The 21,394-nt window shown below is 36.3% G+C and carries 27 protein-coding genes; 6 read left to right on the plus strand and 21 right to left on the minus strand.

Annotated elements, in window-relative coordinates:
- Nucleotides 1-20: 20 nt before the first annotated feature.
- Complete coding sequence (locus ACFTQ7_RS20440) at nt 21-518, minus strand: NUDIX hydrolase (RefSeq protein WP_349661330.1); 498 nt, start codon at nt 516-518, stop codon at nt 21-23.
- A gap of 914 nt (nt 519-1,432) precedes the next feature.
- Nucleotides 1,433-1,885, minus strand: a complete 453-nt coding sequence (locus tag ACFTQ7_RS20445) for a MarR family winged helix-turn-helix transcriptional regulator (RefSeq protein WP_386830640.1) — start codon at nt 1,883-1,885, stop codon at nt 1,433-1,435.
- A 136-nt stretch (nt 1,886-2,021) separates the two neighbouring features.
- Here ACFTQ7_RS20445 and ACFTQ7_RS20450 point away from each other — a divergent pair, with 136 nt between their 5' ends.
- Nucleotides 2,022-2,513: a CarD family transcriptional regulator gene (locus ACFTQ7_RS20450; protein WP_386830642.1), complete on the plus strand. Its 492-nt coding sequence runs from the start codon at nt 2,022-2,024 to the stop codon at nt 2,511-2,513.
- Between the two features lie 746 nt (nt 2,514-3,259).
- Here ACFTQ7_RS20450 and ACFTQ7_RS20455 read toward each other — a convergent pair.
- Complete coding sequence (locus tag ACFTQ7_RS20455) at nt 3,260-3,634, minus strand: HesB/IscA family protein (RefSeq protein ID WP_349661334.1); 375 nt, start codon at nt 3,632-3,634, stop codon at nt 3,260-3,262.
- A gap of 291 nt (nt 3,635-3,925) precedes the next feature.
- On the opposite strand from ACFTQ7_RS20455, the gene ACFTQ7_RS20460 reads away from it, so the two are divergent.
- Nucleotides 3,926-4,618, plus strand: coding sequence for a DUF2225 domain-containing protein (locus ACFTQ7_RS20460; RefSeq protein ID WP_386830644.1), 693 nt, complete (start codon nt 3,926-3,928; stop codon nt 4,616-4,618).
- A 49-nt stretch (nt 4,619-4,667) separates the two neighbouring features.
- On the opposite strand, the gene ACFTQ7_RS20465 is transcribed toward ACFTQ7_RS20460, so the two are convergent.
- Nucleotides 4,668-4,904, minus strand: a complete 237-nt coding sequence (locus ACFTQ7_RS20465) for a NifU family protein (protein WP_010857481.1) — start codon at nt 4,902-4,904, stop codon at nt 4,668-4,670.
- An 83-nt stretch (nt 4,905-4,987) separates the two neighbouring features.
- Here ACFTQ7_RS20465 and ACFTQ7_RS20470 point away from each other — a divergent pair, with 83 nt between their 5' ends.
- Nucleotides 4,988-5,323 carry a YuzD family protein gene (locus ACFTQ7_RS20470; RefSeq protein WP_197144251.1) on the plus strand — a complete coding sequence of 112 codons (336 nt, stop codon included), beginning with the start codon at nt 4,988-4,990 and terminating at the stop codon, nt 5,321-5,323.
- 137 nt (nt 5,324-5,460) lie between these two features.
- On the opposite strand, the gene ACFTQ7_RS20475 is transcribed toward ACFTQ7_RS20470, so the two are convergent.
- Entirely contained in the window at nt 5,461-6,525 is a 1,065-nt protein-coding gene (locus tag ACFTQ7_RS20475; protein WP_386830647.1) for an NAD(P)/FAD-dependent oxidoreductase, read from the minus strand.
- A 324-nt stretch (nt 6,526-6,849) separates the two neighbouring features.
- Here ACFTQ7_RS20475 and ACFTQ7_RS20480 point away from each other — a divergent pair, with 324 nt between their 5' ends.
- On the plus strand, nt 6,850-7,086 hold the full coding sequence (locus ACFTQ7_RS20480) for a YuzB family protein (RefSeq protein WP_386830649.1): 237 nt from the start codon (nt 6,850-6,852) through the stop codon (nt 7,084-7,086).
- Nucleotides 7,087-7,297: 211 nt separating this feature from the next.
- Here ACFTQ7_RS20480 and ACFTQ7_RS20485 read toward each other — a convergent pair whose 3' ends face one another.
- Nucleotides 7,298-8,050: a TIGR01457 family HAD-type hydrolase gene (locus tag ACFTQ7_RS20485; RefSeq protein ID WP_386830651.1), complete on the minus strand. Its 753-nt coding sequence runs from the start codon at nt 8,048-8,050 to the stop codon at nt 7,298-7,300.
- Entirely contained in the window at nt 8,047-8,499 is a 453-nt protein-coding gene (locus ACFTQ7_RS20490; RefSeq protein WP_349661339.1) for a DUF86 domain-containing protein, read from the minus strand. The genes ACFTQ7_RS20485 and ACFTQ7_RS20490 overlap by 4 nt, the downstream gene beginning before the upstream one ends.
- A gap of 89 nt (nt 8,500-8,588) precedes the next feature.
- Between ACFTQ7_RS20490 and ACFTQ7_RS20495 the strand changes: the two genes are divergently transcribed.
- Nucleotides 8,589-8,855, plus strand: coding sequence for a DUF3055 domain-containing protein (locus ACFTQ7_RS20495; RefSeq protein WP_079561497.1), 267 nt, complete (start codon nt 8,589-8,591; stop codon nt 8,853-8,855).
- A 180-nt stretch (nt 8,856-9,035) separates the two neighbouring features.
- Here ACFTQ7_RS20495 and ACFTQ7_RS20500 read toward each other — a convergent pair whose 3' ends face one another.
- The 10 genes from ACFTQ7_RS20500 to ACFTQ7_RS20545 all read right to left on the minus strand — a co-directional run bounded on the left by ACFTQ7_RS20500 (nt 9,036) and on the right by ACFTQ7_RS20545 (nt 17,446).
- Nucleotides 9,036-9,230 (minus strand): hypothetical protein, encoded by a 195-nt coding sequence (locus ACFTQ7_RS20500; RefSeq protein WP_142510565.1) that lies wholly within the window; start codon nt 9,228-9,230, stop codon nt 9,036-9,038.
- Nucleotides 9,231-9,294: 64 nt separating this feature from the next.
- Complete coding sequence (locus ACFTQ7_RS20505; RefSeq protein ID WP_386830654.1) at nt 9,295-9,822, minus strand: D-glycero-alpha-D-manno-heptose-1,7-bisphosphate 7-phosphatase; 528 nt, start codon at nt 9,820-9,822, stop codon at nt 9,295-9,297.
- Between the two features lie 99 nt (nt 9,823-9,921).
- Entirely contained in the window at nt 9,922-10,125 is a 204-nt protein-coding gene (locus ACFTQ7_RS20510; protein WP_386830656.1) for a hypothetical protein, read from the minus strand.
- Nucleotides 10,126-10,628: 503 nt separating this feature from the next.
- Nucleotides 10,629-10,982, minus strand: a complete 354-nt coding sequence (locus ACFTQ7_RS20515) for a YutD family protein (protein ID WP_349661342.1) — start codon at nt 10,980-10,982, stop codon at nt 10,629-10,631.
- 32 nt (nt 10,983-11,014) lie between these two features.
- Nucleotides 11,015-11,938, minus strand: coding sequence for a lipoyl synthase (gene lipA, locus ACFTQ7_RS20520; protein WP_197143327.1), 924 nt, complete (start codon nt 11,936-11,938; stop codon nt 11,015-11,017).
- A 105-nt stretch (nt 11,939-12,043) separates the two neighbouring features.
- Complete coding sequence (gene yunB, locus ACFTQ7_RS20525; RefSeq protein WP_349661343.1) at nt 12,044-12,847, minus strand: sporulation protein YunB; 804 nt, start codon at nt 12,845-12,847, stop codon at nt 12,044-12,046.
- A gap of 23 nt (nt 12,848-12,870) precedes the next feature.
- The gene (locus ACFTQ7_RS20530; protein WP_386830659.1) at nt 12,871-13,980 is read right to left on the minus strand and encodes an HD-GYP domain-containing protein; all 1,110 of its coding nucleotides are present in this window, start codon (nt 13,978-13,980) and stop codon (nt 12,871-12,873) included.
- Between the two features lie 38 nt (nt 13,981-14,018).
- Entirely contained in the window at nt 14,019-15,386 is a 1,368-nt protein-coding gene (locus ACFTQ7_RS20535; RefSeq protein ID WP_386830661.1) for a bifunctional metallophosphatase/5'-nucleotidase, read from the minus strand.
- A gap of 381 nt (nt 15,387-15,767) precedes the next feature.
- A complete protein-coding gene (locus ACFTQ7_RS20540) occupies nt 15,768-16,589 on the minus strand; it encodes a sulfite exporter TauE/SafE family protein (RefSeq protein ID WP_197143324.1) in 822 nt (273 codons plus the stop codon).
- A complete protein-coding gene (locus tag ACFTQ7_RS20545; protein ID WP_386830663.1) occupies nt 16,589-17,446 on the minus strand; it encodes a DUF72 domain-containing protein in 858 nt (285 codons plus the stop codon). Before ACFTQ7_RS20545 ends, ACFTQ7_RS20540 begins: the two co-directional genes overlap by 1 nt.
- A gap of 479 nt (nt 17,447-17,925) precedes the next feature.
- Here ACFTQ7_RS20545 and ACFTQ7_RS20550 point away from each other — a divergent pair, with 479 nt between their 5' ends.
- Nucleotides 17,926-18,750, plus strand: a complete 825-nt coding sequence (locus tag ACFTQ7_RS20550) for a GNAT family N-acetyltransferase (RefSeq protein WP_386830665.1) — start codon at nt 17,926-17,928, stop codon at nt 18,748-18,750.
- Between the two features lie 67 nt (nt 18,751-18,817).
- On the opposite strand, the gene ACFTQ7_RS20555 is transcribed toward ACFTQ7_RS20550, so the two are convergent.
- From ACFTQ7_RS20555 to ACFTQ7_RS20570, 4 genes are all read right to left on the minus strand, one after another.
- Nucleotides 18,818-19,420: a nitroreductase family protein gene (locus ACFTQ7_RS20555; RefSeq protein WP_386830667.1), complete on the minus strand. Its 603-nt coding sequence runs from the start codon at nt 19,418-19,420 to the stop codon at nt 18,818-18,820.
- An 87-nt stretch (nt 19,421-19,507) separates the two neighbouring features.
- On the minus strand, nt 19,508-20,110 hold the full coding sequence (locus tag ACFTQ7_RS20560) for a DsbA family oxidoreductase (RefSeq protein WP_386830669.1): 603 nt from the start codon (nt 20,108-20,110) through the stop codon (nt 19,508-19,510).
- Nucleotides 20,111-20,191: 81 nt separating this feature from the next.
- On the minus strand, nt 20,192-20,629 hold the full coding sequence (locus ACFTQ7_RS20565; protein ID WP_386830677.1) for an Rrf2 family transcriptional regulator: 438 nt from the start codon (nt 20,627-20,629) through the stop codon (nt 20,192-20,194).
- Nucleotides 20,630-20,943: 314 nt separating this feature from the next.
- The coding region (locus tag ACFTQ7_RS20570) for a group II intron maturase-specific domain-containing protein (protein WP_386830671.1) at nt 20,944-21,394 on the minus strand (451 nt) is incomplete at its 5' end.

Below are 21,394 nucleotides of genomic sequence, written 5' to 3' on the forward strand. Positions count from 1 at the left end.
AGGTCCCCTCCTCTATCGCTCTATTTTTTAAAGAACAATTTATAAGAGGAATAACCAAAGACATCTCCTGGATTAATACCTTCTATCCCCTCTAATTGGTGCTTTTCAAATTGGTTAGATGCCATTTCCTTTAACATCACTGATGTCATCTCATCTTGAGCTAGCTCCTTTGGAAACATCCATTTCGCTTCTAATAATTCTTTTTCCTGAAGACAAATCTTCTGTTGCTCATCTTTCATCCGACAATAAAATATCGCCATATTATCACTAATATCACCACGAATCACACCCGTTCGAAAACCAATTAAGCCTGATACATAGCAATCAATACCCGTTTCTTCTTTTAATTCCCGAACAACAGCCTCATCTACTGTTTCACCAGCATTGACAAAACCAGCCGGCAATGACCATCTTCCCTTTAATCCGCTATAGGCCTTTTTAACAACTAGCCATTGGCCTAACTCATTTACTGTAACTCCTGCAACACCTAACCAAACTTTTCCTCTGTCTTTTTTCATAATCATCTTCACCTCTATATCACTATTATAACGGCCAATTTTCCATATATAGAAGTATTAATTCAGAATTTTATGATTACTACTTACTCTCAAACATAAAGTATACATGTACGCCAATTTTGTAAATATGTTATACTAGTTAAAATGTAGAATATTCACTCTATTTAAAGGGGGGAGTTTTACGTTAAATGAATTATCACATAATGGAAAGCTTTTTATTTTTGCGATAGCGTTGCTTTTACTATCGCCCGTCATTGTTTTCATATTGCCACTTACTGTTTCCCAAACGTTTTATTATAGTAGTGTTACTATCGTGCTGATCAATCCAATAAGCAACTTCACTATGCTTTTCCTAGCAATTACACTAATCATTTTAACGTTGATCATACTTGGTTTCAAAAGAAAAAATATACCTATTTGATTAGGTTTTAGGCTATTTTTCTCTTTTAAGTTATATCGCTATACAGAATACACAAATTGTTTTCAAAGAATATCTCCATAAAACTACATATGAATGGCAGGATATTAAGGAAGTCATTTATGAGTATGAAATAGGTACAGTAGGGACTTATTATTTCCAAACGAAAAATAACGAAAAGTTTGTCATTGAAGAAGATGGACAATTTAACGCGGAGAAGAAAAGGCCATTTACAATTTAGCAAATGACAATGGCGCTTCATCTATAGAACGCGAGAAAGTAAAGTAACCATTATCAATTATGCCTTTGCGCGAAAACGTAGCGACAGGTACAGGTGTGTGGACACCTGCTGAAAGAAGTTAAAAAGAAGCCACTTTCGAGTAGAACGAAAGTGGCTTGTGAAATTTTTCTATGCATCTACCTGCTAAATAGTCGCCTAACCTTATTATGTTATAAGATATGTTCCAAACATTTTCCATACCTAAACTACGAATATTTACGCTTCCAGCTGCTCCATATCCCAATTAAGTTTTAATATATTTTTTAAATTGTTTACTTGGTCTACTCCTATAGTATTAATTAGCTGCTGTTCAATATCAGCTTTATAACATTCGTTCTTTTCAAAACATTCTTGACCAAATTCAGTCATACGAATTGCTTTATGTTTTTTACTATGTTCGACATCAGTAACCTTCACTAATCCTTTTGCTTCCAAACTTTTTATAAATTTATGGGTTGCTTGTCTTGTAAATTCAACACCCTTAGCAACGTCTGAAATCATAAATTGTTTTTTATAAATTATCCCTAAAATACACCATTCAGAGTTAGAAATATAAATATTATGATGCTTATTCCACTTCTCTTCAGCAAGTCGTCGAAGTAGTTCGTGACGTTCGCTCAACAAGTCAATTACATCTCGATTCTGCAATTCGTCCTTCAACTGGTTCACCTTCATTCCCTATTTTTCGTTACTAATATACAAAAAAACAACCGCAATCGTCAATCAAGTTGACAAAATTCTTATAATTGCTTACAATTAATTTAGTCAACTAAGTTGACAATATAGTTTGTTGGAGGGAATATACATGTACAATGTTGGCGATGTAGTCATTTATTCATCACATGGACTTTGTTCTATTGAAGATATTTGTGAACAAACCTTTAACGACATTACAAGAACATATTACGTTTTACAACCACTAAATGAACCACAATTAGTCATTCGTACCCCTATTGACAATTCAAAAAAACACCTTAGAGACATTATTAAAAAAGAAGAAGCACTCAATATTTTACATTCATTCACATCTCCTGGCGTAGAATGGATTGAACAAAACACTCATCGATCGAGATTTTATCTAGAAATATTTAAATCCGGTAATCGCCAAAAACAAGCAAACCTTTTAAACACATTGTTACGAAAAAAGATTGAATATAGTGCTAGCGAAAAAAAATTCCCTAACCAAGAAGAGAAATTACTGCAATCTTTACAAGAGAACATTTTTTCAGAGTTCTCTTTAGCTCTTAATAAATCATCAGATGAAATTTATGATTATGTACTAACACAGCTTCATTAGCAGTGAGATATTGGTACATTAATAGGGCCACGATTAGAAATATCGTGGCCTTATTTTTCATTTAAAAAGAAATATAAAAAGGTTCAGCTCCATCAAAAAATCGTTATCTTTCTTGATTGTATTGGCTTCCCTTGTACCATTCATTTGTATGAATTTTTTTATATGAATCAATGAACATAGAATAGCCTGTGGCAAATGATAAGGTAATATCAATTACATTATTTTACCAGTTAACAGACTTCCAAATTTTTGAGAAAATAGTTGTAATACATAAGAATTTCGAGGTATCAATTAATTGAAGAAAAGCATTTTTACAAGCATTATATATATGGTTGTTTTTGTAGGTATGATCAGTTCTTTATTTATTGCGTATAAGGATATTGGAAGTGTATTTGCAGCTAAGTTTATATTGTATTATTTAATTTTTCTTGTTTTATTCATTATTTATATAGTAACCGTAACAATAATTAATTTTAGAAGGTTAAATAAGATGGCTAAAAGAAAGACCTTTGGATATTCCTTGCCCATTGCCATTTTACCTTAGTTGTTCGTTTTTTCTTCTTCAAAACCATACAAAAAAGCCTCCTTAATTCGTTATGTTTTAGCAACATACAAATCAAAAAGGCTCGGTATCTTTAACCCTAAATCAGTCTTTTTAAGGTTGTGTTTACACATTTTAAGGATTGTGTACGAATCATTTCTAACCGTTATTTACAATCCTACTTCAACACTTAGACAATTTATTTTTAGTCACAAATTTCAGGTGTACCTTCACGTTTTGCTGTTTTGAAAGACGTGCCACAGCCGCATGATGCGATAGCATTTGGATTATCGATCGTGAAGCCACCGCCCATTAGCGATTGTTTATAGTCAATTTTTGTCCCCATTATAATTGGCGCATCTTCACGGGAAACAAGAATTGTTAAACCATGTTGTACATCTTCAAAATCTTCTTCTTTTTTCTCTTGATCAAAATGCATGCCGTATGATAGACCACTGCATCCGCCACCATTAACAACTACACGTAAAAACGCACCTTGCTCTTCATTGTGCTCCATCATTTCATTAATATGAAAGACAGCTGCTTCAGTAATTTCAATTACTTGCTTTAAACTTGTCATCCCAATCACCTTCCTTCTTACTTATTATCATATCAATTTTGACTATTGTATGACAAATATTCAGCTTTGATTGGAGTGGTGGCTGTATAACTCCATGGTTACCCGATCACTTTTCTAAGACGCTCCCAGGAAAGTGCACAGTCGGAACAGAAATCAGCCTCACATTAATATGACAAAGCTGATATTAGTAAAAATTCTAATATTTTTCACATTAATAGTAATTTATATTCATGTTTATAAAATAAACATTGGTATAATAGTAGTAATGACTCGATGAAAGAGGTATCAAATATGGAGATTTCACCTTATTACGAAAAAAAAACTCAATGTCTTCATTGCAAAAAAGAATTTCCTACATTAAAAGTACGCTCTAAATTCATTAAAGTAGATCATACAGAAACAGATTTTCAACCAATTTATGCAGACGGTGTAAATGCCCTTTATTATAATGTATTTGTTTGTGAACATTGCGGCTTTTCATTTACAGAAGACTTTTCAAAATATTTTGCCCCTGGCACGCAAGATGAAATTCGCACACAAATTACAGAAAAATGGGTACACCATGATTTTAAGGGAGAACGTACTGTATTCCAATCGATACAAGCTTATAAATTAGCGTTCCTTTGCGGTACGATTAAAAAAGAGAAATTTGTTGCTATAGCCGGGCTTACATTACGTCTTGCATGGCTATATCGTTCACTAAAAAACGAAGGCCAAGAGCAGCGTTTTATGACAATGGCCCGAGATTACTATATGGATTCTTATTCAACTGAGGATTACAGCTCTACTCAAATGTCAGATGTACGAATTATGTATATGATCGCAGAACTATCACGACGCATCGGTGATTTAGAAAATGCTACTCGCTTTTTCTCAAAGGTCATTGAAAAGCAAAATATCGGTGGAGAAGCGAAGATCATTGATATGGCTAAGGAACAATGGGCGATTATTCGAGAAGAAAAAGAACAAGCTCGCCAAGTATAAGAAAAAAAGTTCTAGCGTGAATGAATCAGCTAGAACTTTTTTAGTCGTTTTAGAATACTTGCTCTACTTCAATAATACCTGGTACTTCTTCTAATAATGCGCGTTCGATACCAGCTTTAAGTGTGATTGTTGAACTTGGGCAACTACCACATGCACCTAGTAAACGTAATTTTACAATGCCGTCTTCTACATCTACTAATTCACAGTCTCCACCGTCACGTAGTAAGAATGGGCGTAATTTATCTAATACCTCTTGAACTTGATCGTTAATTGTTGCTTCTGCCATTTGTCTCGACTCCTTTCCTTATAATGATTATAATGTTAGCAACAGAAAAAATCCAATATTGAATCACGAGGAGTGGAATTGCTATGAGTCAAACGAAACCACAGATTGAAATTTACGGAACAGAGGTAATTTGCGCCAGTTGTGTTAATGCACCATCTTCAAAAGATACATATGAATGGCTACAAGCAGCAATAGATCGAAAATATCCAAATCAAGGATATGATATTCGCTATATCGATATTGAAGGACCAATTGAGAATGAGCGCGATCAAGATTATGCTGCACGCATTCAAGATGATGAATTTTTTTATCCGCTTGTCCTTATAAACAATGAAGTAGTGGGCGAGGGCTATGTGCAACTAAAGCCTGTATTTACTGCACTTGAAAAGCTAGGTTTCACGCCAGATGAAACTGTTTAATCTAAGCACAAAGCCGATTCTGGCCGTATTGTTTATGTGCGCGCAAGCGTAGCGACAGCGGCAGTTACGTCGAGGCATAATTGATAAAAAAATAAGGGATTGTTTCGAAGTAAATTTCGAAGCAATCCCTTTTTAATTTAATCATTTTGACGTTTGTAATACCATAATAGTCCTGATTTCATTAAGCGTGCGATACGTCCTGTTACTGTTGTATCTGCTAAATAAACAAAGCCTTGTTTTTTACCAAGCGCTCCCATGAAACCTTTTAACTTGATATCAGGCATTTTTTCAGGTAAGCTTTCGCCTTTCCAACGCATGCGAAGTACTTTTACGATTTGTTCTGCTTGTTCCTCTGCTAACTGCGCAGTTGGAGGTAATTCTGAAGCAGCACAGTCACCTACAATATATACATGCTCGTCATCAAGAAGATTGAAATATTGTGTTACAAGAGGACGACCTTGTTTATCTTTCTCAACTTCCAAATCACGAACAATTTTGACTGGCTGTACACCAGCAGTCCATACTACAGTATCGAGTGCAATTTCTTCATCGTGATTGTAAATTTTACCTTGTTCGATTTTTGTAATATTTGAATTGGCAATCACTTCAACATCATTCTTTACGAACCAGTCTTTTACATATTTACTTAGCTTTTCTGGGAAGTCCTTTAAAATACGTGGACCGCGGTCGAATAGCTTTATTTTTAAATCTGAACGGCTTTCACGTAGCTCACTTGCAAGCTCAATACCACTTAAACCCGCTCCTACAATTCCGACTGAAGAGCCTGCTGGTAAACCACAAAGTGCTTGGAATGTTGAACGTGATTTCGCCATTGTCTGAATGCTATATGTGTACTCCTCTGCACCTGGTACACCATGATATTTATCCTCACAGCCAAGACCAACTACTAAATCATCATATTCAATACGTTGTCCATCTTCTAAAATGACTACTTTTTCCGCACGATTAATTTCAACAACTTCTCCGTATACAGCTGTTAAACGTTCATGCTCCGGGAAGCATACACGAACTTCTTTATCTGTTGCAGTCCCTGCTGCTAATGCGTAAAATTCTGTTTTTAAACTATGGAAAGGGGCTCTGTCTACTATTACAACTTCTTTATCTAATGGAAGGTTTGGTAATAGTCGAAGCATGACACGCATATTGCCGTAGCCGCCACCTAAAAGTACTAATTTTCCCATAATAGTCTCCTTTTATATCTCTTATATTAATTGTTCACAAAGTATCCACAAATGAGTATAACCGATTGTGAGAAGTTTCACAATATCATAATGCAATTTTGTGAAAGATTTCACAAAATAAATGATAACTTGCCTTTTTCGAACAGCTTTTGAATGATTACATCCCTTTCATCCCTTTTGCAAAGATAGTTTAACACTGTAGCGAGTCATCATTTTGTATGCATCCAGCTTTAACACTGAATATCGGCTTTTATCTCACGGCCAACTCAAATTATTGACGAATGTTTTAAAAGCGAGTAGCATTACCTTGGTGAGGTGACACGTATGAATCCAATGGTTGAATTTTGTATAAGTAATTTAGCGAATGGCTCTCAAAAAACATATGAAATACTAGAACGCGATCCGAACATCGACGTTTTGGAATATGGCTGCCTTAGTTACTGTACAAAATGTTCAGAATCATTTTATGCAATCGTTAATGGTGAATTAGTTGAAGCTGGTTCTCCTGAAGAGTTGACGAATGCCATTTATCAATTTATCGAAGAAAATCCATTATGGTAATGAAGGCTTAATACCTCATTCATATAATGTTGAAACGCTTACTATTCAATTTGAACATATAAAAAGGATGTTATGCCAAAAAAATCGACATAAGCATCCTTTTTTTATGTTTGAACTTTTTATACGGATATTTGGACAGCAATTGAAAAGTAACTATAAACCCGAATTCATCTCACACCTATAGAAAATGTGAGACTTCGAATGAAAGAAGTTAAATTAATGCTTCTACCACATAAGTAGGTTGCTGTTCCTTCTCAAGTACAACCTTTGAAGGTGTAACACCTGTATTTACATGGATTGTGTCACAGCCAAAACGAATCCCACACATAATATCTGTGTCGTAATTATCGCCAATCATCACCATTTCATCTTTCATAAAGCTATGCTCTGTTGCAATGACTTCAAGCATTGCAGGAGATGGTTTACCGATATAGAGTGGCTCAACGTCTGCAACTTCACCTACTAATCGGGCAAATGACCCATTACCAGGGAGAAATCCATGTTCTGTTGGGAATTTAATATCTTGATTCGTAGCTATAAACGTTGCCCCATTTTGCACAGCAATCGTTGCCTTCGCAAGTGCCATATAATCTAGATTTCGATCAATTCCCATAACAAATACCTCTGGCTCATCCTCGGTAGGTTCAATGCCTGCATTAAATAACGCTTTACGAATACCATCAGAACCTAACATGGCTACTTTTTTGCCAGGGAAATTCAAGGCTACATATTTCGCTGTAACTAATGCACTAGAGTAAATATGATCTAACGGTGCATTCACACCTATAGCGTTTAAAGCTTCCTGCAGCTGCTCTCTTGTCTTAGAAGAATTGTTTGTTACATAAAATGGCTCAATTCCAGCTTGTTGTAACTGATGTATAAAAGTTATCGCAGAAGGAATTCCGTCCTTTCCACGGTACACTGTCCCATCTAAATCAAAGCAATAGGCCTTGTAGGTTTTCATTGATGATCCTCTGGTAAAAATGCTGAAACAGGGCCAAGTTCATTTGTTAAATAACTATTCACAGCTGGTGAGAATTGTTTTAATGCTGGTAAAGTAGCTGTTAATACATTCACAACTTCCTGAACATCTACATCTGTAAATTCACGAACAAGCATTTTACGTAAGCCAACTACTGCTTTTAATGGTTCTTCCATTTCAGTAGATACGACCTTTTCATCGATTAAAATATCAATAATATCCTCATAGCTTCCTGGATCACGCATAATGAAGCCATCAATCATTAAATTTCCAACATCCATCATTGACTCCATCACATTGTGACCAATTCGCTCGATTGCTAATTCCTTAATATCGTTTTCAAGCCAGCTATTTTCTGATTCTAAAATAGCTAATAGCCCATCTAAGTACTGTAAATTTTTTGTGATTTTATTACGATCTACAAAATACACAAGGAAAGCCCCCATTCAAAATCTTTAAAAGTTGATAGTCATTTCTCTTCTATAGTACCATATCTATAGGACTGGAAGGAGATTAAAAGATGGAACGTTTTTTTTTATATGATGATGTAGAAGATACAAAAACACGCTTTGTTAGTTTTGCTGGGGAAAAGTTACGTTATGATTTAGCCATTTTGCAATCGGGTCGTTTCTTTGGGAAAGTGCTTGTCATGGACATCCAATTTGGACGCTTTGCAATAATCGGTCCAGATGATGTAGAAGAGCCTGGCTATCTTGAACACGTTTATAATCGTACAGAGGAAGAGACCGTCGAGCTACGAGAATATTTACGTGAATTATTAAATTAACACCCTCCAAATTGAGTGTTTTTTTGTGCCTGCAATGATAGCAATTAAGAATTTAATACAAAAAAATTCCGCTTTTCTGCGGACATAGGGTTCTACTTTGTGCACCTGCTGCAACAGAAGGTTGGCGGAATTTTTTTGTAAGTATCTTAAATCTAAATCGAGGAGCATTGTATTGTGCGCCTACTTTTCATTATTTAATTTAGCAGGATTATCCTTATTGCGAGGCTTGTCTTTGTTTTCATTGTCGTTTTGTTTTTTTGCTTGTTGATTTTGCCCAATTACTCCTAAATCATCAACACTAATATCAAAGCCAAATCCATATTCTTCTCGATCTAACGATTTTTTATTTTCTTTAGTCAAATTAATCACCTCCAATAAATAAATTATCCTCTTTCAAATGATTTATACGCTTTTTCTTTCTATCTCAACAACACTAGCTTTATGCTGTTACATCCTTAATAATCCATTCAGCAGCACTAATTAAATCTGGAAAAATCGCATCTGCCAGCGGATCTTTTGCACCTAAAAATATTCCCTTAGTTCCTGCTCGTTTACCTGCTATAATATCTGTATCCGTATCTCCAACCATATAGGATTTTGCCAAGTCTATATTGTATTTTTCACCAAGATCAACGATTAATTTACTCTTGGGCTTGCGACAGGCACAGCCCGACTTTGGTTTATGGGGACAATAGACGACTTCGTGAATAGTGGCCCCTTCCTTCTTCAATTCTTTTACCATATGCTCATGTATTTTTTGTAGCTGCGTTTCTTTCATAAACCCCAATCCAACGCCACCTTGATTAGTTACTACAAAAATATAGTCAAAGTATTTATTCAATTTTTTTATTGCTTCCGGAACATGCGGTAGGAAATAGAGTTCATTAGGTTTGTTTACAAATTTAACGCGATCCGTTAATACTTCATTAATGACCCCATCACGGTCCAAAAATACAGCTTTTTTCATCTAAACAACACACACCTTTAATTTAAAACTAGGAATAATTTTAAAATCCGTTCCTAACTTTTGATTCATCACCAAAAGTTAGGAATGTTACTTTTTTAACTATGTCATAATATACATAAGTTGATCTTCGTTCCGACTGGGCGACTCCTTGGGGATTAGCGATATAGAGGAACGAAGACTATAAGCATCATATCCTGTGATAACGCCTTCGTGACCAACATCCTGCTGTTGCTGTTGCTGTCGCTGCGCTTTCGCACAAACAAAACCAAAACCTGCTGTTGCTGTCGCTGCGCTTTCGCACAAACAAAACCAAAACCTGCTGTTGCTGTCGCTGCGCTTTCGCACAAACAAAACCAAAACCTGCTGTTGCTGCGCTTTCGCACAAACAAAACCAAAACCTACTGTTGCTGTCGCTTCGCTTTCGCACAAACAAAACCAAAACCTACTGCTGCCGCTACGTTGCACTCACGCTTTCGGGCAAAAGACCTCTGTTGGCCCGAGACCCTGCAGCGAAGCGGGTAGAGGAACGAAGGCTAAAAGCATCACGTCCTGTGATAACGCCTTCGTGACCAACATCCTGTTGCCCCGACGCCCCTAGGAAGCTCTGCTCTGTGCGAAAGCGTAGCGACAGCAACAAATGTTTTAACTGTGCGAAAGCGTAGCGTCAGCAACAACAAAGCGCCCAGTCGGAACGGAAATCAACCTCACGCTATATTGATAAACTACATTTTTATTATTGCCAATTTTTTAAAAACCTATCACTGCAAAGTAAAAACCTGATGCAAATTGCATCAGGTTTTAAATGTTTATTCTGCTATTTGTTCATTCTCAGCAAGCTTTGTCACTTGACTATCTTCACTTACTACAGCTACTGGCTGCTGAGTGGATTTACCGGTTTTGCGCAAGACGAAATAGGCACAGCCAAAATTACAATACTCGTATAGGTAATCTTGTAGTGTACTAATCTTTGTATCGAAAGTGGCTTTCTGATTTTTATCGTCAAAAAAGCCTTTTAAGCGCAATTGATTATAGCCCCAGTCGCCCACAATATAATCATATCTAGCTAAAATATCCGAGTAGCGTTCCTTGAACACTTCCTCTTCGAAAGCTTCTCGGTAATCATTTATAAGCTCGTATTCATATCCTTCAATAGTAATCAAAGTGACACCACCTTCCATTTCAACATTTGTTTTTACAGTTCTGTTTGTAATTGACGTTCTTTTGTTGCTTCGTTTACTTGTTCATCAGCATGATAGCTACTACGTACAAGTGGGCCTGCTTCACAATGCTTAAATCCTTTTTCCATTGCGATTTTACGAAGTTTACCAAACTCTATTGGTGAATAATACTTTTTAACAGCTAAATGCTTCTTCGTCGGCTGTAAGTATTGACCAATTGTCATAATATCTACGTTAATTGCTCGTAAATCATCCATAACTTCTAGAATTTCTTCTTCTGTTTCACCTAAACCTATCATTAAAGATGATTTCGTAGGGATGTCTGGCTGCATTTCTTTTGCCAAACGTAGAAACTCTAATGAGCGCTCATATTTTGCACGAGCACGTACTCTTGGCGTTAAGCGACGCACAGTTTCAATATTATGATTTAAAATATCTGGCTTCGCATCCATTAATAATTGAAGGTTCTCTTTCACGCCCCCTAAATCAGACGGTAACACTTCAACCGATGTAGCCGGACTTTTACGACGGATCGCACGCACGGTTTCAGCTAATACTTGTGCACCGCCATCCTTTAAATCATCACGCGCAACCATTGTAATAACAACGTGCTTTAAGTTCATAATAGCAACAGAATCTGCTACGCGTTCTGGCTCAGCTAAGTCTAATTCATTTGGTAAGCCTGTTTTAACAGCACAGAAACGACAAGCACGTGTACAAACAGATCCAAGAATCATCATTGTTGCTGTACGGCGTTCACCCCAGCATTCATGAATATTAGGACAGCGTGCTTCCTCACATACAGTATGCAGATTTTTTTCTCGCATGAGCTTCTTTAGCCCTTTATATTCATCATTTGTGTTTAGTTTAATTTTTAGCCAATCTGGCTTTCTTAAGTATTCTTCTTTGTCTTTACTTGTAGGTTTACAAGATGTCATACGGATATCGCCCCTATCAGAAATATGCATTTTTTCTATTAACTATCTTCACTGTTGTCAATGTAACATAATATATGCACTCCAACAACTATCACAGCAACATTTCTATTCATTAAAAGGCACTGGTATTTCAAGGGACGGCTGTGTTGCTGAATCACCACTTGAATAAACATTTGGCACTTGCCCCTTCGTTAAACCCATTGCCACCGGAATATCCTGAGATACTGTAGCTGTTTTACTAGCAAAAGGGACAATAATTTGTACATTTACCTCTAAATGAATTCCTACCTGAACAAATGCACTATTAATACCATACTCCGTTATTGAAGAAGTAACTTCACTATGCACATTTCCAACTACGTGAAAGCGTACCGGAATTTTAGGTCCTAAATTCCCGAGTAAAGGGATATTAGCAGCCTGGCTAATAGGTACATAAAAAACGACTCCATTGCCTTCTTTTATCTTGTTAAAATCGTATTCAACATTATCAAGATTTGGTAAGTTGGCCAAGTCTCCTTCCTCAGCCTGCTCTAAATTCATTTTTACTTGCTTTACCGTTTCGGCACGAACTCGATTAATTACTTCAGTATTTATTTTCAAATCAGAGTTGTTGCCAGGGGATACTTCTACAAGAACATCATTAATATCTAAAACATTTGATGTGGCATTACTTACAACATAGGATGCAATCTTATTCGTTTGTATTTCGGCATATTCTAAGTAAGTTGGCATAAGCCGTTCATTCAAAAAATAAATAAATAAAAAAATACCAACAATAACGCTTACAATTAAAAGGGGTATACGATTCAAGCGTTTTTTTCCCCTTTTTCTATAGTTACTATGCTGATTATATGATCGTAATTTCATCCTTTTTCGAGGGAAAAACAAAAAAATCTCCTCCTGTTCCATAACGTATGAACAGGAGAAGATTTTTATTCGATTTTCGATGGGACAACGTAATCCGCTTCAACACTTTCAATGATTAGGTTTGGGTAGTCCATTAAATTAATTTCATATGTAGCTGCTAATATTTGATTTTGCTCTTCAAAAATACGAATCCAGGGCATTGCTGGATCCAATGTATTTTGTCTTGATACGATACCTCGACGACCGTCAGATAATTTTAAAATAACACCTTTAGGATAATGGACCACAGACTTTTTCAATGCATTGACAACACGTGCATCATATATAGTTCCAGAGCCTGCTTCTACAATTGCTAGGCCCTGAGAAGGTAGCATTTTTTCACGATATACACGGCTTGTCGTCACTGCATCAAAGACGTCAGCTACACCAATAATTTTTGCAAACGGATGGATTTCAAAATCAACTAAACCCCGTGGATAGCCACTCCCATCAATCCGTTCGTGATGTTGGAAGGCACAATGTGCAACAATCAATGATATGGAATGTAAATTACGTAACAAATCAAACCCATATCGAGTATGCTGCTTCATCGTTTCAAACTCGTCAAACGTTAGGCGCCCAGGTTTTGTCAAAATCTCTTTTGGTACCATCAGCTTCCCTATGTCATGTAACAAAGCGCCAATTCCAATTATACGTAAATCCTCGGCTGAGTGACCAAGCTCTTTAGCAATCGCTATCGAATAAAGAGTGACTTGAAAGGAGTGTTGATATAAATATTCATCAAATAAATACGCATCTGTTAGTATTGTTAAAATTTCATCATTGCCACTAACTACCGATAGTAACTCATCTACAATTGAGAGAATTGCCTTTGATTGTTGGTCAAGCACATAAGAGGCATTTACTGGACTTAAACCATCGATTGATTGGAAAGAATTTTTAATGGTTGAAATCGTTTTATTTCGAACAACAGTTGGGACTGTTTCCTCTACTTCAATACCCTCAGAAATTTTATCGTCAATATACAAATAATGCGTATTTAATTGTTGAAGTCTTTGTATGATACGTTCATTAATGACTACATCTTTTTTTAAAAGAGGGTGTCCCGCCTCGTTCCAAATGGTTCTTGCTAAGACCATTCCTTCTTTTAATACATCGATTGAAATTAACCGCATGACCTTTTCCCCAATCCATTCTAAAAGCGTTTTATCTATTAGTGCTTAAAGAATCTTTGCCCATAATCTATCATAATATTTCTTAAAAATTCTGGTAGAATATATTTTTTCTTAGCATATTTAAAGCTTGGATAAAAATAACCAAACGTAAATAAATCAAGCGTAACTAATTTATAAATTCGATCGTTATCTGCAAGCTTCCCATTGATCAGTAATTGGCGATCTTCATTCATTGAAAAGCCATACGTTAACATCTTCCCAAAGATTACGCCTCTAAATCCTAATCCTTTTAGCTCAATATAAGGCCATTCTTCATTTTTAGATTGCTGGAAAATTTCTTTCATTTCAGCAACCGATAATTCAATCGTACATAAATTTATAGGATGTGGGAATATTCTATGCAAATCAAGTGCCGTCACTGTTCCCTTAGGTAAACCACCTAAAAAAATACCCGCGTTAAATAACGCACAATCCGCTCCACTTTTCTCTAAAATAGCCCGCGCGAACAAATCGGATAATTGCGAATAATGGAACCATTCTTTGTTGTACGATTTTTCTGTAGTGAATACTGGCTTATCGAGTAATCGTTTGCCCTCATCTTCTAAAAACTGAACGATTTCATGTTCATTTTTAACCGTAGGCAAATCATTATTATGAATTAAGAAATCCTTTTTTTCAACAATTTTCCTCATTCTTTTGTCATATTCTAACACAAGATGGCCTGTATATTGACCAAATTTCCCCCCACCAGTTAATAAAACGCCATTAACCAGCTTTCCATTCGGGAGAACATGATGTGTATGTGAGCCGAATATAACATCTATTTCTGGGCATTCCTCAGCTAAAAGTTCATCCTCTGTTATCCCTAAATGCGACAAACAGACTATAATATCTACTTCTTTACGAAGCTGATAGGACAAGTGAATAAGTGAGTTTCGCGCCTCTTCAATCTCCCAGTTTAATTCCTTATAATAAATTTCAAACATAGCCGTTGCTGCGATAACTGCAATCTTTGTGCCATAAGCAGTTGTTAATATAACATACGGCTTCATCCACGCTGGATTTGTTCCATGTGAAGCATTTACATTAGCAACTACTACGTCAAAAGCTGCTCCATCATATAAATGATACAGCTCCTCATGGGACAATGTTATACCTTCATTATTACCGATTGTCACAACATCGTAGCCCGCTTCATTTAATAACTTCACATTGCCCTTACCAACTGTTGCTTCTGTATAAATATTTGAACGATCTAAATGATCGCCGACATCAAATAAATAGCTTGTCTCTCCCATGTTTGTAAGCCTAGTACGCATTTCTTTCACATGACTTTGCATTCGTGGCCAATATTTAAAATGACTATGCAAATCATTCGTATGAAAAATATGAATTTTTTCTAGCAATTAAGCCACCTCTTCTTTAAAATAGCTTCTATGTCTGTATAAGAATTGCTATTAAATAATCAGACTTTAATAGCAGTATAAAGTCGATTTATTGATAGTTCCAATCCATATTGGCTCATCACCAAAAGTTGTGGCTAACATTTGTTAAAGTATACCTTGTATATAAATTGATTGGAGTGGAGACTGGGCGACTCCTTGGGGATCAGCGATAGAGGAACGCGAATGAATCGGCTCATCGGACGCCCCCCAGGAAGCTCTGCTCTGTGCGAAAGCGAAGCGGCAGCAACAACAAATGTTTTCTGTAGCGAAAGCAAAGCGGCAGCTACAAAGCGCCCAGACGGAACGGAAATCAACCACACGTTTTGATGAGACGCCTCAACATTACAATAATCCATCGATAATAGAACGAATTCCTAATAATAATAAAATAACTCGAAGTGCTACTACAAGCGTATCTGATTTAATTCTTTTATTTAACGCTGCCCCTAGCTTTGCTCCAATATAAGCTCCTGGAATAACAGGAATCGTATAAAGCCAAGGTACATTTCCTAAATAAATATGACTCGCTGAATTAACAAGCGACGATAAAAATACTAGGAACATCGATGTTGCCACTGCTACATGTGGTGGGAATAAAAATAAAATAATCATCGCAGGCACAATCATCGAGCCTCCACCGATACCAAATAACCCTGAGGCAAAGCCAATACAAAACGTTAATGCAATGGCAAACCAAATTGGATACCCATATACATAGGTATTTCCTTCTTGATCTTCGAACTCTCGTTGCATACCGTTTTTTACAAACCATTCTACTGGTTTCAATTTATCACGTACAAGTAATATCGTCGCTAAAATAATAAGTAAAATACCAAAATATAAATTAAATGATGGTAAATCTAGCCCCTTATTTACCCATGCGCCCAACATTGTGCCCGGAATACTCCCTATAAAAAAAATCCAACCACTTTTGTAATCTACTGTTTTAGATTTCATATAACTTAGTGTAGAAGCAAGTCCAGTGAAAATCATCATGACAACAGATAATCCAACCACTTTTTGAGGAGTGATATCTGGAATCATCCCTAGATTTAACCCAACGAATAATGTTGCTGGAACTAAGACAACTCCTCCGCCAAGCCCAACCAATGAGCCAATTACCCCAGATAATAATGCAATAATAACTAGAAGAAAAAATTCCATTATAGTTCCCCTTCAAACATGTTTAATTGTTTAGGCGCTAACCCTTCATCACTAATCGCTAAAATTCCTTGTAACTCTTTTGCATTTTTAGCGGCATGAAGCCCTGAGTTATTATTAAATAATACATATAGGTCCTGCACTTCTGATTGGAGATGTTTTATATGCTGTCCCATCTGCTGTAACTCTTCCCTATTATAATCATATAAAAAGCGAACTTTCCGCCAGTTTTCGGCATTCCCAGTATTGCGCCATCCATGAATGTTACGTCCATGAATACGTACAAGTGCTTTTGTCGCAGTAACCGTAGGATAAAAAGGTACTGAGCCTACGCCAGCCTGCGGTTCATCACAAATTGCATGAATGAATTGATGCTCTCGTAAAAAATCCATTGTTTGCTGCACTACATTGTCCGCATACCATGTTCGATTGCGAAACTCAATAGCTACGTCAAAGCTTTTAAGCTGCTGCCTAATATACAATAAATATTGTACATTTTTAGTCTGACAATCAAACCACGGTGGGAATTGTGCCAATACCATCGCTAGCTTCCCATGACGTTTAAATTCATTGGCACAATCGATAAAGGCATTAAACATGTCATTCTTCGATTCAAACGGTATGTCGCCACGTAAATGACCAGTCATTCCTTGATAAGCCTTCACAACAAAACGGAAATTTCCGGGTGTATCCTCACACCATTTCCGAACATTCTCTTTAGAAGGTATGGCATAAAAAGAGGTATCTACCTCTACCGTTAAAAAATGACCTGTATAATCGAATAATTTGTCCTTTGAGGCAGTCACTCCACTATAAAGTGAAGGATGATCACCCCAACCAGTTAATCCAACTATAATCATGTGACTCCCTCCTTCATGTATATTTATCATAGCATACACCTTCTAATTAAACGTATCGTAAAAAAATCATAGTTCTTAAATAAGGTAAATATGTACTTTACCATAATTTACCTATACAATAAAATATAGGATTATCAGCAAAATGTAGGGTTGATTTCCGTTCCTGCTGGGCGCTTGTAGCTGCCACTTTGCTTTCGTGCAGAGTATCCCGGGGGCGTTCGATGAGCCGCTTGGGCCAACAGATTTTTTTTGCGCGAAAGCGTAGTGCTAACGTAGCGACAGCGGCATGATGTTGGTCACGAAGGCGTTATCACAGGATGTGATAACGCCTTCGTTCCTCTATTGCTGTTCCTCGAGGAGTCGCCCAGCCTACACTCCAATCAACTTATATGCATAATATACTTTTTTATAAATGTCACCCCAAACTTTGGTGATGAAACAAAATATGTGGAATTTAACGCGAAAGGGAGTTGATTGAAATGATTACTGAACTGCAGAAAAATGAATTTTACAGGTGTAAAGCTTTGTTAAATGAGCACGGTCAATTAGAAGTAAAAGCTGTCGTAGAGGGAGTGAATCCTGGACGAATATTTGTTGATCAAATCGACAAACCTCAATCAGCACTTATTTGGTTAGGCAACAATGATGGATTTCTCTTTATAGGAAATGAAGATAATGAACAATTTAATAATCAAATTAACGACTTTATTGATCAAGTAATTGTACCAGAAGCGAAAAAAGTGGGATTGTATTACTTCGAAGGCATTGGTAATCATCAAAAGTGGAATCAAACGATTGAAAAAATATTTAAACATCGGGAACTTGGTAGTTGGAAGCAAAGAGTATATAAGCTTCATAAAGAAAACTATAAAGCGAATAATGAGCCAGATATTAAAGAAGGCTACACTGTTTTAAAAATTGACAACACTCTGTTTGAAGATAACACAATTAAAAACTCTGCATTTTTACACTCTAAAATATTATCATTTTGGTCTTCAATTGAGTGTTTCTTGAATAAAGGGATCGGATACTGTATCGTTTACGATCGTTACATTATTAGTCTTTGTTTTTCAGGATTTGTCGTTGAGAATATCCACTGTATTGACATTGAAACATTAGAAGCTCACCAAGGAAATAAATTAGCCCAAAAGTTAGCTCACTATTTTGTAAAAGATTGCTTAACGCAAAGTTCGATTCCATATTGGGATTGTATGGACTCAAATAACCCATCCATCGCTGTAGCAGAGAATACAGGGTTTTCCAATGCTTTTAACTATGTAGGATACGAGTTTTCATTTAACTAATATGTTAGAAACCCCATTAAGTGAACCGTGTCCACTTAATGGGGTTTAATTGAAGTTAGATTTTTAATTAATAAAACTTCACTACATCTTCAAAAGGTAAAGAAGTTTTTTCTCCTGGTTGTTCATTTGGTTCACCAAATGGCATTTGAGCTACAAGACTCCATTCTGCAGGAATATTCCAAGTTTGTTTAACTTCCTCGTCAATAATTGGATTATAGTGCTGAATAGATGCGCCAATTCCTTCAGTAGTTAAAGACATCCATGTTGCGTATTGTAACATAGCATTTCCTTGATGTGACCAGAATGGGAATTGCTCTTTATAAGAAGGCGCGTTTTCTTGCATTTGTTTGATTGTTGCTTGGTCTTCAAAGAACAAAATTGTCCCTACGCCATCTTTAAAGCCTTGTAAGCGTTCTTCAGTCGCTGCAAAATTTTCTGCTGGCACACGTGCACGCAATGTTTCTTTGACAATGTCCCAAAACTTTTCGTGTTCATTATCCATTAAAACTACTACACGTCCACTTTGCATATTAAACGAAGACGGTGCATGTACACTAATTTTTAATAGCTCTTCAATTTTTTCTTTTGTAATTGCAGTGTTCTTTTTCACCTTACGGATTGAACGACGATTAATAATTGCTTCTTTTAAATTAGTTGTTGTTACTGACATTTGTATTTCCTCCAAATTTTAATTAAATTTATATATATAGATTTTTACATGCAGCTTCATTTTATATGCTACTGTTTAAATCTAGTATTACCTATTTTTTAATTGCTGATCGATGACTTGTGCTATTCTTTCTTTACTAGCTAATCCTTGGATCATTTCATCACCAATAATTAGTGTAGGAACGGCAGTAATATTCGCCTCTTCATAAGCATGCTTTAAAGCTTCTTGATGAGCTTTCCGATATTTACCTGAACGTAAAGCTTCTTTGAATTCTTCTGCAGGTAAACCTACCTCATTCGCTAATCCAGTTAACACTTCTACATCCTCAATATTTTGTTCTTCTTGGAAAAACGCTGTGAAAATTCTATGATGAAATTCATTTCCCTTTCCATGCACCTTAGCAAATTGATATCCTTCAAAAGCTAAGTTTGTATAAGGATGTGGCGATACTCGCGGTAATCGCATATCAATCCCTAGCTTTTTGGCTGTAGGGAGAATATAGGAATCCCATGATCCTAATTTAGCCGGCTCTTTCCAAGGGTCAATTTTTGGATATGGTTCAGGTCTTAACTCAAATGGCATCCACTCTATTTCAATATTCTTTTCTTTTGCAATTTCATCTAATGGCCCTTTCCCTAAAAAACAGAAAGGACAAATAAAATCCGAATAAGCTTTAATTTTAAGAGTCACCACTTAAACCTCCCTTTCTCTTTTTGCTGTAACCGTTTTAGTTACAACTAAGTCAAATAAATAATGCATTCAGGAATGCATTTATTGCGATTGTTGCATCTCACGGATTAAAGATGTAATTACGTGCTCCATAGTAATATTGGCTAATACTTGCTCCATAGCTTCTTGTGCTTGCACTAAAATTAGCTCTAATACAGCCTGTATATTGGCACCTATAGGACAATCAGGATTTGGATTTTCATGTAAATGAAATAACCGATCTTCTTCTACAACTTCTACTGAACGAAAAACCTCTAGCAAAGTAAGAGCATCCAAATCTTTGATCAAAGAAGCTCCACCTGTTCCACGGCGCACTTGCACTATACCTGCCTTTTTTAGATAGGACACTATTTTCCTAATTACTACCGGATTTGTATTTACGCTTTCCGCCATAAATTCCGATGTGCAAATGGTCGATGGATTTTGTATGATGATTGATAAAATATGCACAGCGATTGTAAAACGACTGCTAATTTTAATCTTCATCACCTCCAGCTGTAACTATTATAGTTACAACTTAAAAATAAGTCAACTATTTTATAAAAAATATAAAAACTCGCCCTCGATTGCTAATTTGATAAATGGGATTAGATTCACAAATACGCTGAGCTGTTGAATAAAAATCTCAAACTCTATATTGTCATCTTGATCCATCATAAAGACATATCCAAGCAAAGCTCTATCCGTCGCTATAGCTCTTCTAATTTTTTCAAAGATGGAATCGAGTAGGAGGGAGTGATTAACTCCCGACCTCTCACACCACCGTACGTACGGTTCCGTATACGGCGGTTCAATTAAGATGAATAACGCAAAGTTTCGTAACGAACTTGCAGACTTTTCAGCCCTTGGCTTTCCCAATAGGAATTGCCGAGGGTTCTGTGTAATATGGGGCTTTTTGAAATGCGCCAGTACCCTTTTCGGGTATTTCCCCATTCGTTTGCTTTTCCATATGGAACTTTTAAACGAATGAGATTTCTGACTCTCGTTCGGGGTTTCTTCCAATTCTTCCAAAGACACATTCGCAACCGCCTTTTAATCCAACTGTCTAACCTGTTGAGTATTGAAGGTGTGTCTGCGAGCGCAAAATATCCGCACCATCCTATTAAATATTGATTTAGTTTCTCAATGCGGTATTCCATTGGAAATGGCATCTTTCTAGAGGTAATTTCTCGTATTTTCTTCTTCATTCGTTCAAGGCTTGTTTTCGCCACTCGAACTTTTGGTTCTTTATGGTGTGAAAAACTG

It is taken from the genome of Lysinibacillus sp. NPDC056959 (assembly GCF_042674095.1).
Taxonomy (GTDB): domain Bacteria; phylum Bacillota; class Bacilli; order Bacillales_A; family Planococcaceae; genus Lysinibacillus; species Lysinibacillus zambalensis.

Coding starts and splice junctions, on each gene's coding strand:
- ACFTQ7_RS20440 (WP_349661330.1), bottom strand. CDS start 518: ATGAAAAAAGACAGAGGAAAAGTTTGGTTAGGTGTTGCAGGAGTTACA.
- ACFTQ7_RS20450 (WP_386830642.1), top strand. CDS start 2,022: ATGTACAATGTTGGCGATGTAGTCATTTATTCATCACATGGACTTTGT.
- ACFTQ7_RS20455 (WP_349661334.1), bottom strand. CDS start 3,634: ATGACAAGTTTAAAGCAAGTAATTGAAATTACTGAAGCAGCTGTCTTT.
- ACFTQ7_RS20460 (WP_386830644.1), top strand. CDS start 3,926: ATGGAGATTTCACCTTATTACGAAAAAAAAACTCAATGTCTTCATTGC.
- ACFTQ7_RS20465 (WP_010857481.1), bottom strand. CDS start 4,904: ATGGCAGAAGCAACAATTAACGATCAAGTTCAAGAGGTATTAGATAAA.
- ACFTQ7_RS20470 (WP_197144251.1), top strand. CDS start 4,988: ATGAGTCAAACGAAACCACAGATTGAAATTTACGGAACAGAGGTAATT.
- ACFTQ7_RS20475 (WP_386830647.1), bottom strand. CDS start 6,525: ATGGGAAAATTAGTACTTTTAGGTGGCGGCTACGGCAATATGCGTGTC.
- ACFTQ7_RS20480 (WP_386830649.1), top strand. CDS start 6,850: ATGAATCCAATGGTTGAATTTTGTATAAGTAATTTAGCGAATGGCTCT.
- ACFTQ7_RS20485 (WP_386830651.1), bottom strand. CDS start 8,050: ATGAAAACCTACAAGGCCTATTGCTTTGATTTAGATGGGACAGTGTAC.
- ACFTQ7_RS20495 (WP_079561497.1), top strand. CDS start 8,589: ATGGAACGTTTTTTTTTATATGATGATGTAGAAGATACAAAAACACGC.
- ACFTQ7_RS20505 (WP_386830654.1), bottom strand. CDS start 9,822: ATGAAAAAAGCTGTATTTTTGGACCGTGATGGGGTCATTAATGAAGTA.
- lipA (WP_197143327.1), bottom strand. CDS start 11,938: ATGACATCTTGTAAACCTACAAGTAAAGACAAAGAAGAATACTTAAGA.
- yunB (WP_349661343.1), bottom strand. CDS start 12,847: ATGGAACAGGAGGAGATTTTTTTGTTTTTCCCTCGAAAAAGGATGAAA.
- ACFTQ7_RS20530 (WP_386830659.1), bottom strand. CDS start 13,980: ATGCGGTTAATTTCAATCGATGTATTAAAAGAAGGAATGGTCTTAGCA.
- ACFTQ7_RS20540 (WP_197143324.1), bottom strand. CDS start 16,589: ATGGAATTTTTTCTTCTAGTTATTATTGCATTATTATCTGGGGTAATT.
- ACFTQ7_RS20545 (WP_386830663.1), bottom strand. CDS start 17,446: ATGATTATAGTTGGATTAACTGGTTGGGGTGATCATCCTTCACTTTAT.
- ACFTQ7_RS20550 (WP_386830665.1), top strand. CDS start 17,926: ATGATTACTGAACTGCAGAAAAATGAATTTTACAGGTGTAAAGCTTTG.
- ACFTQ7_RS20555 (WP_386830667.1), bottom strand. CDS start 19,420: ATGTCAGTAACAACAACTAATTTAAAAGAAGCAATTATTAATCGTCGT.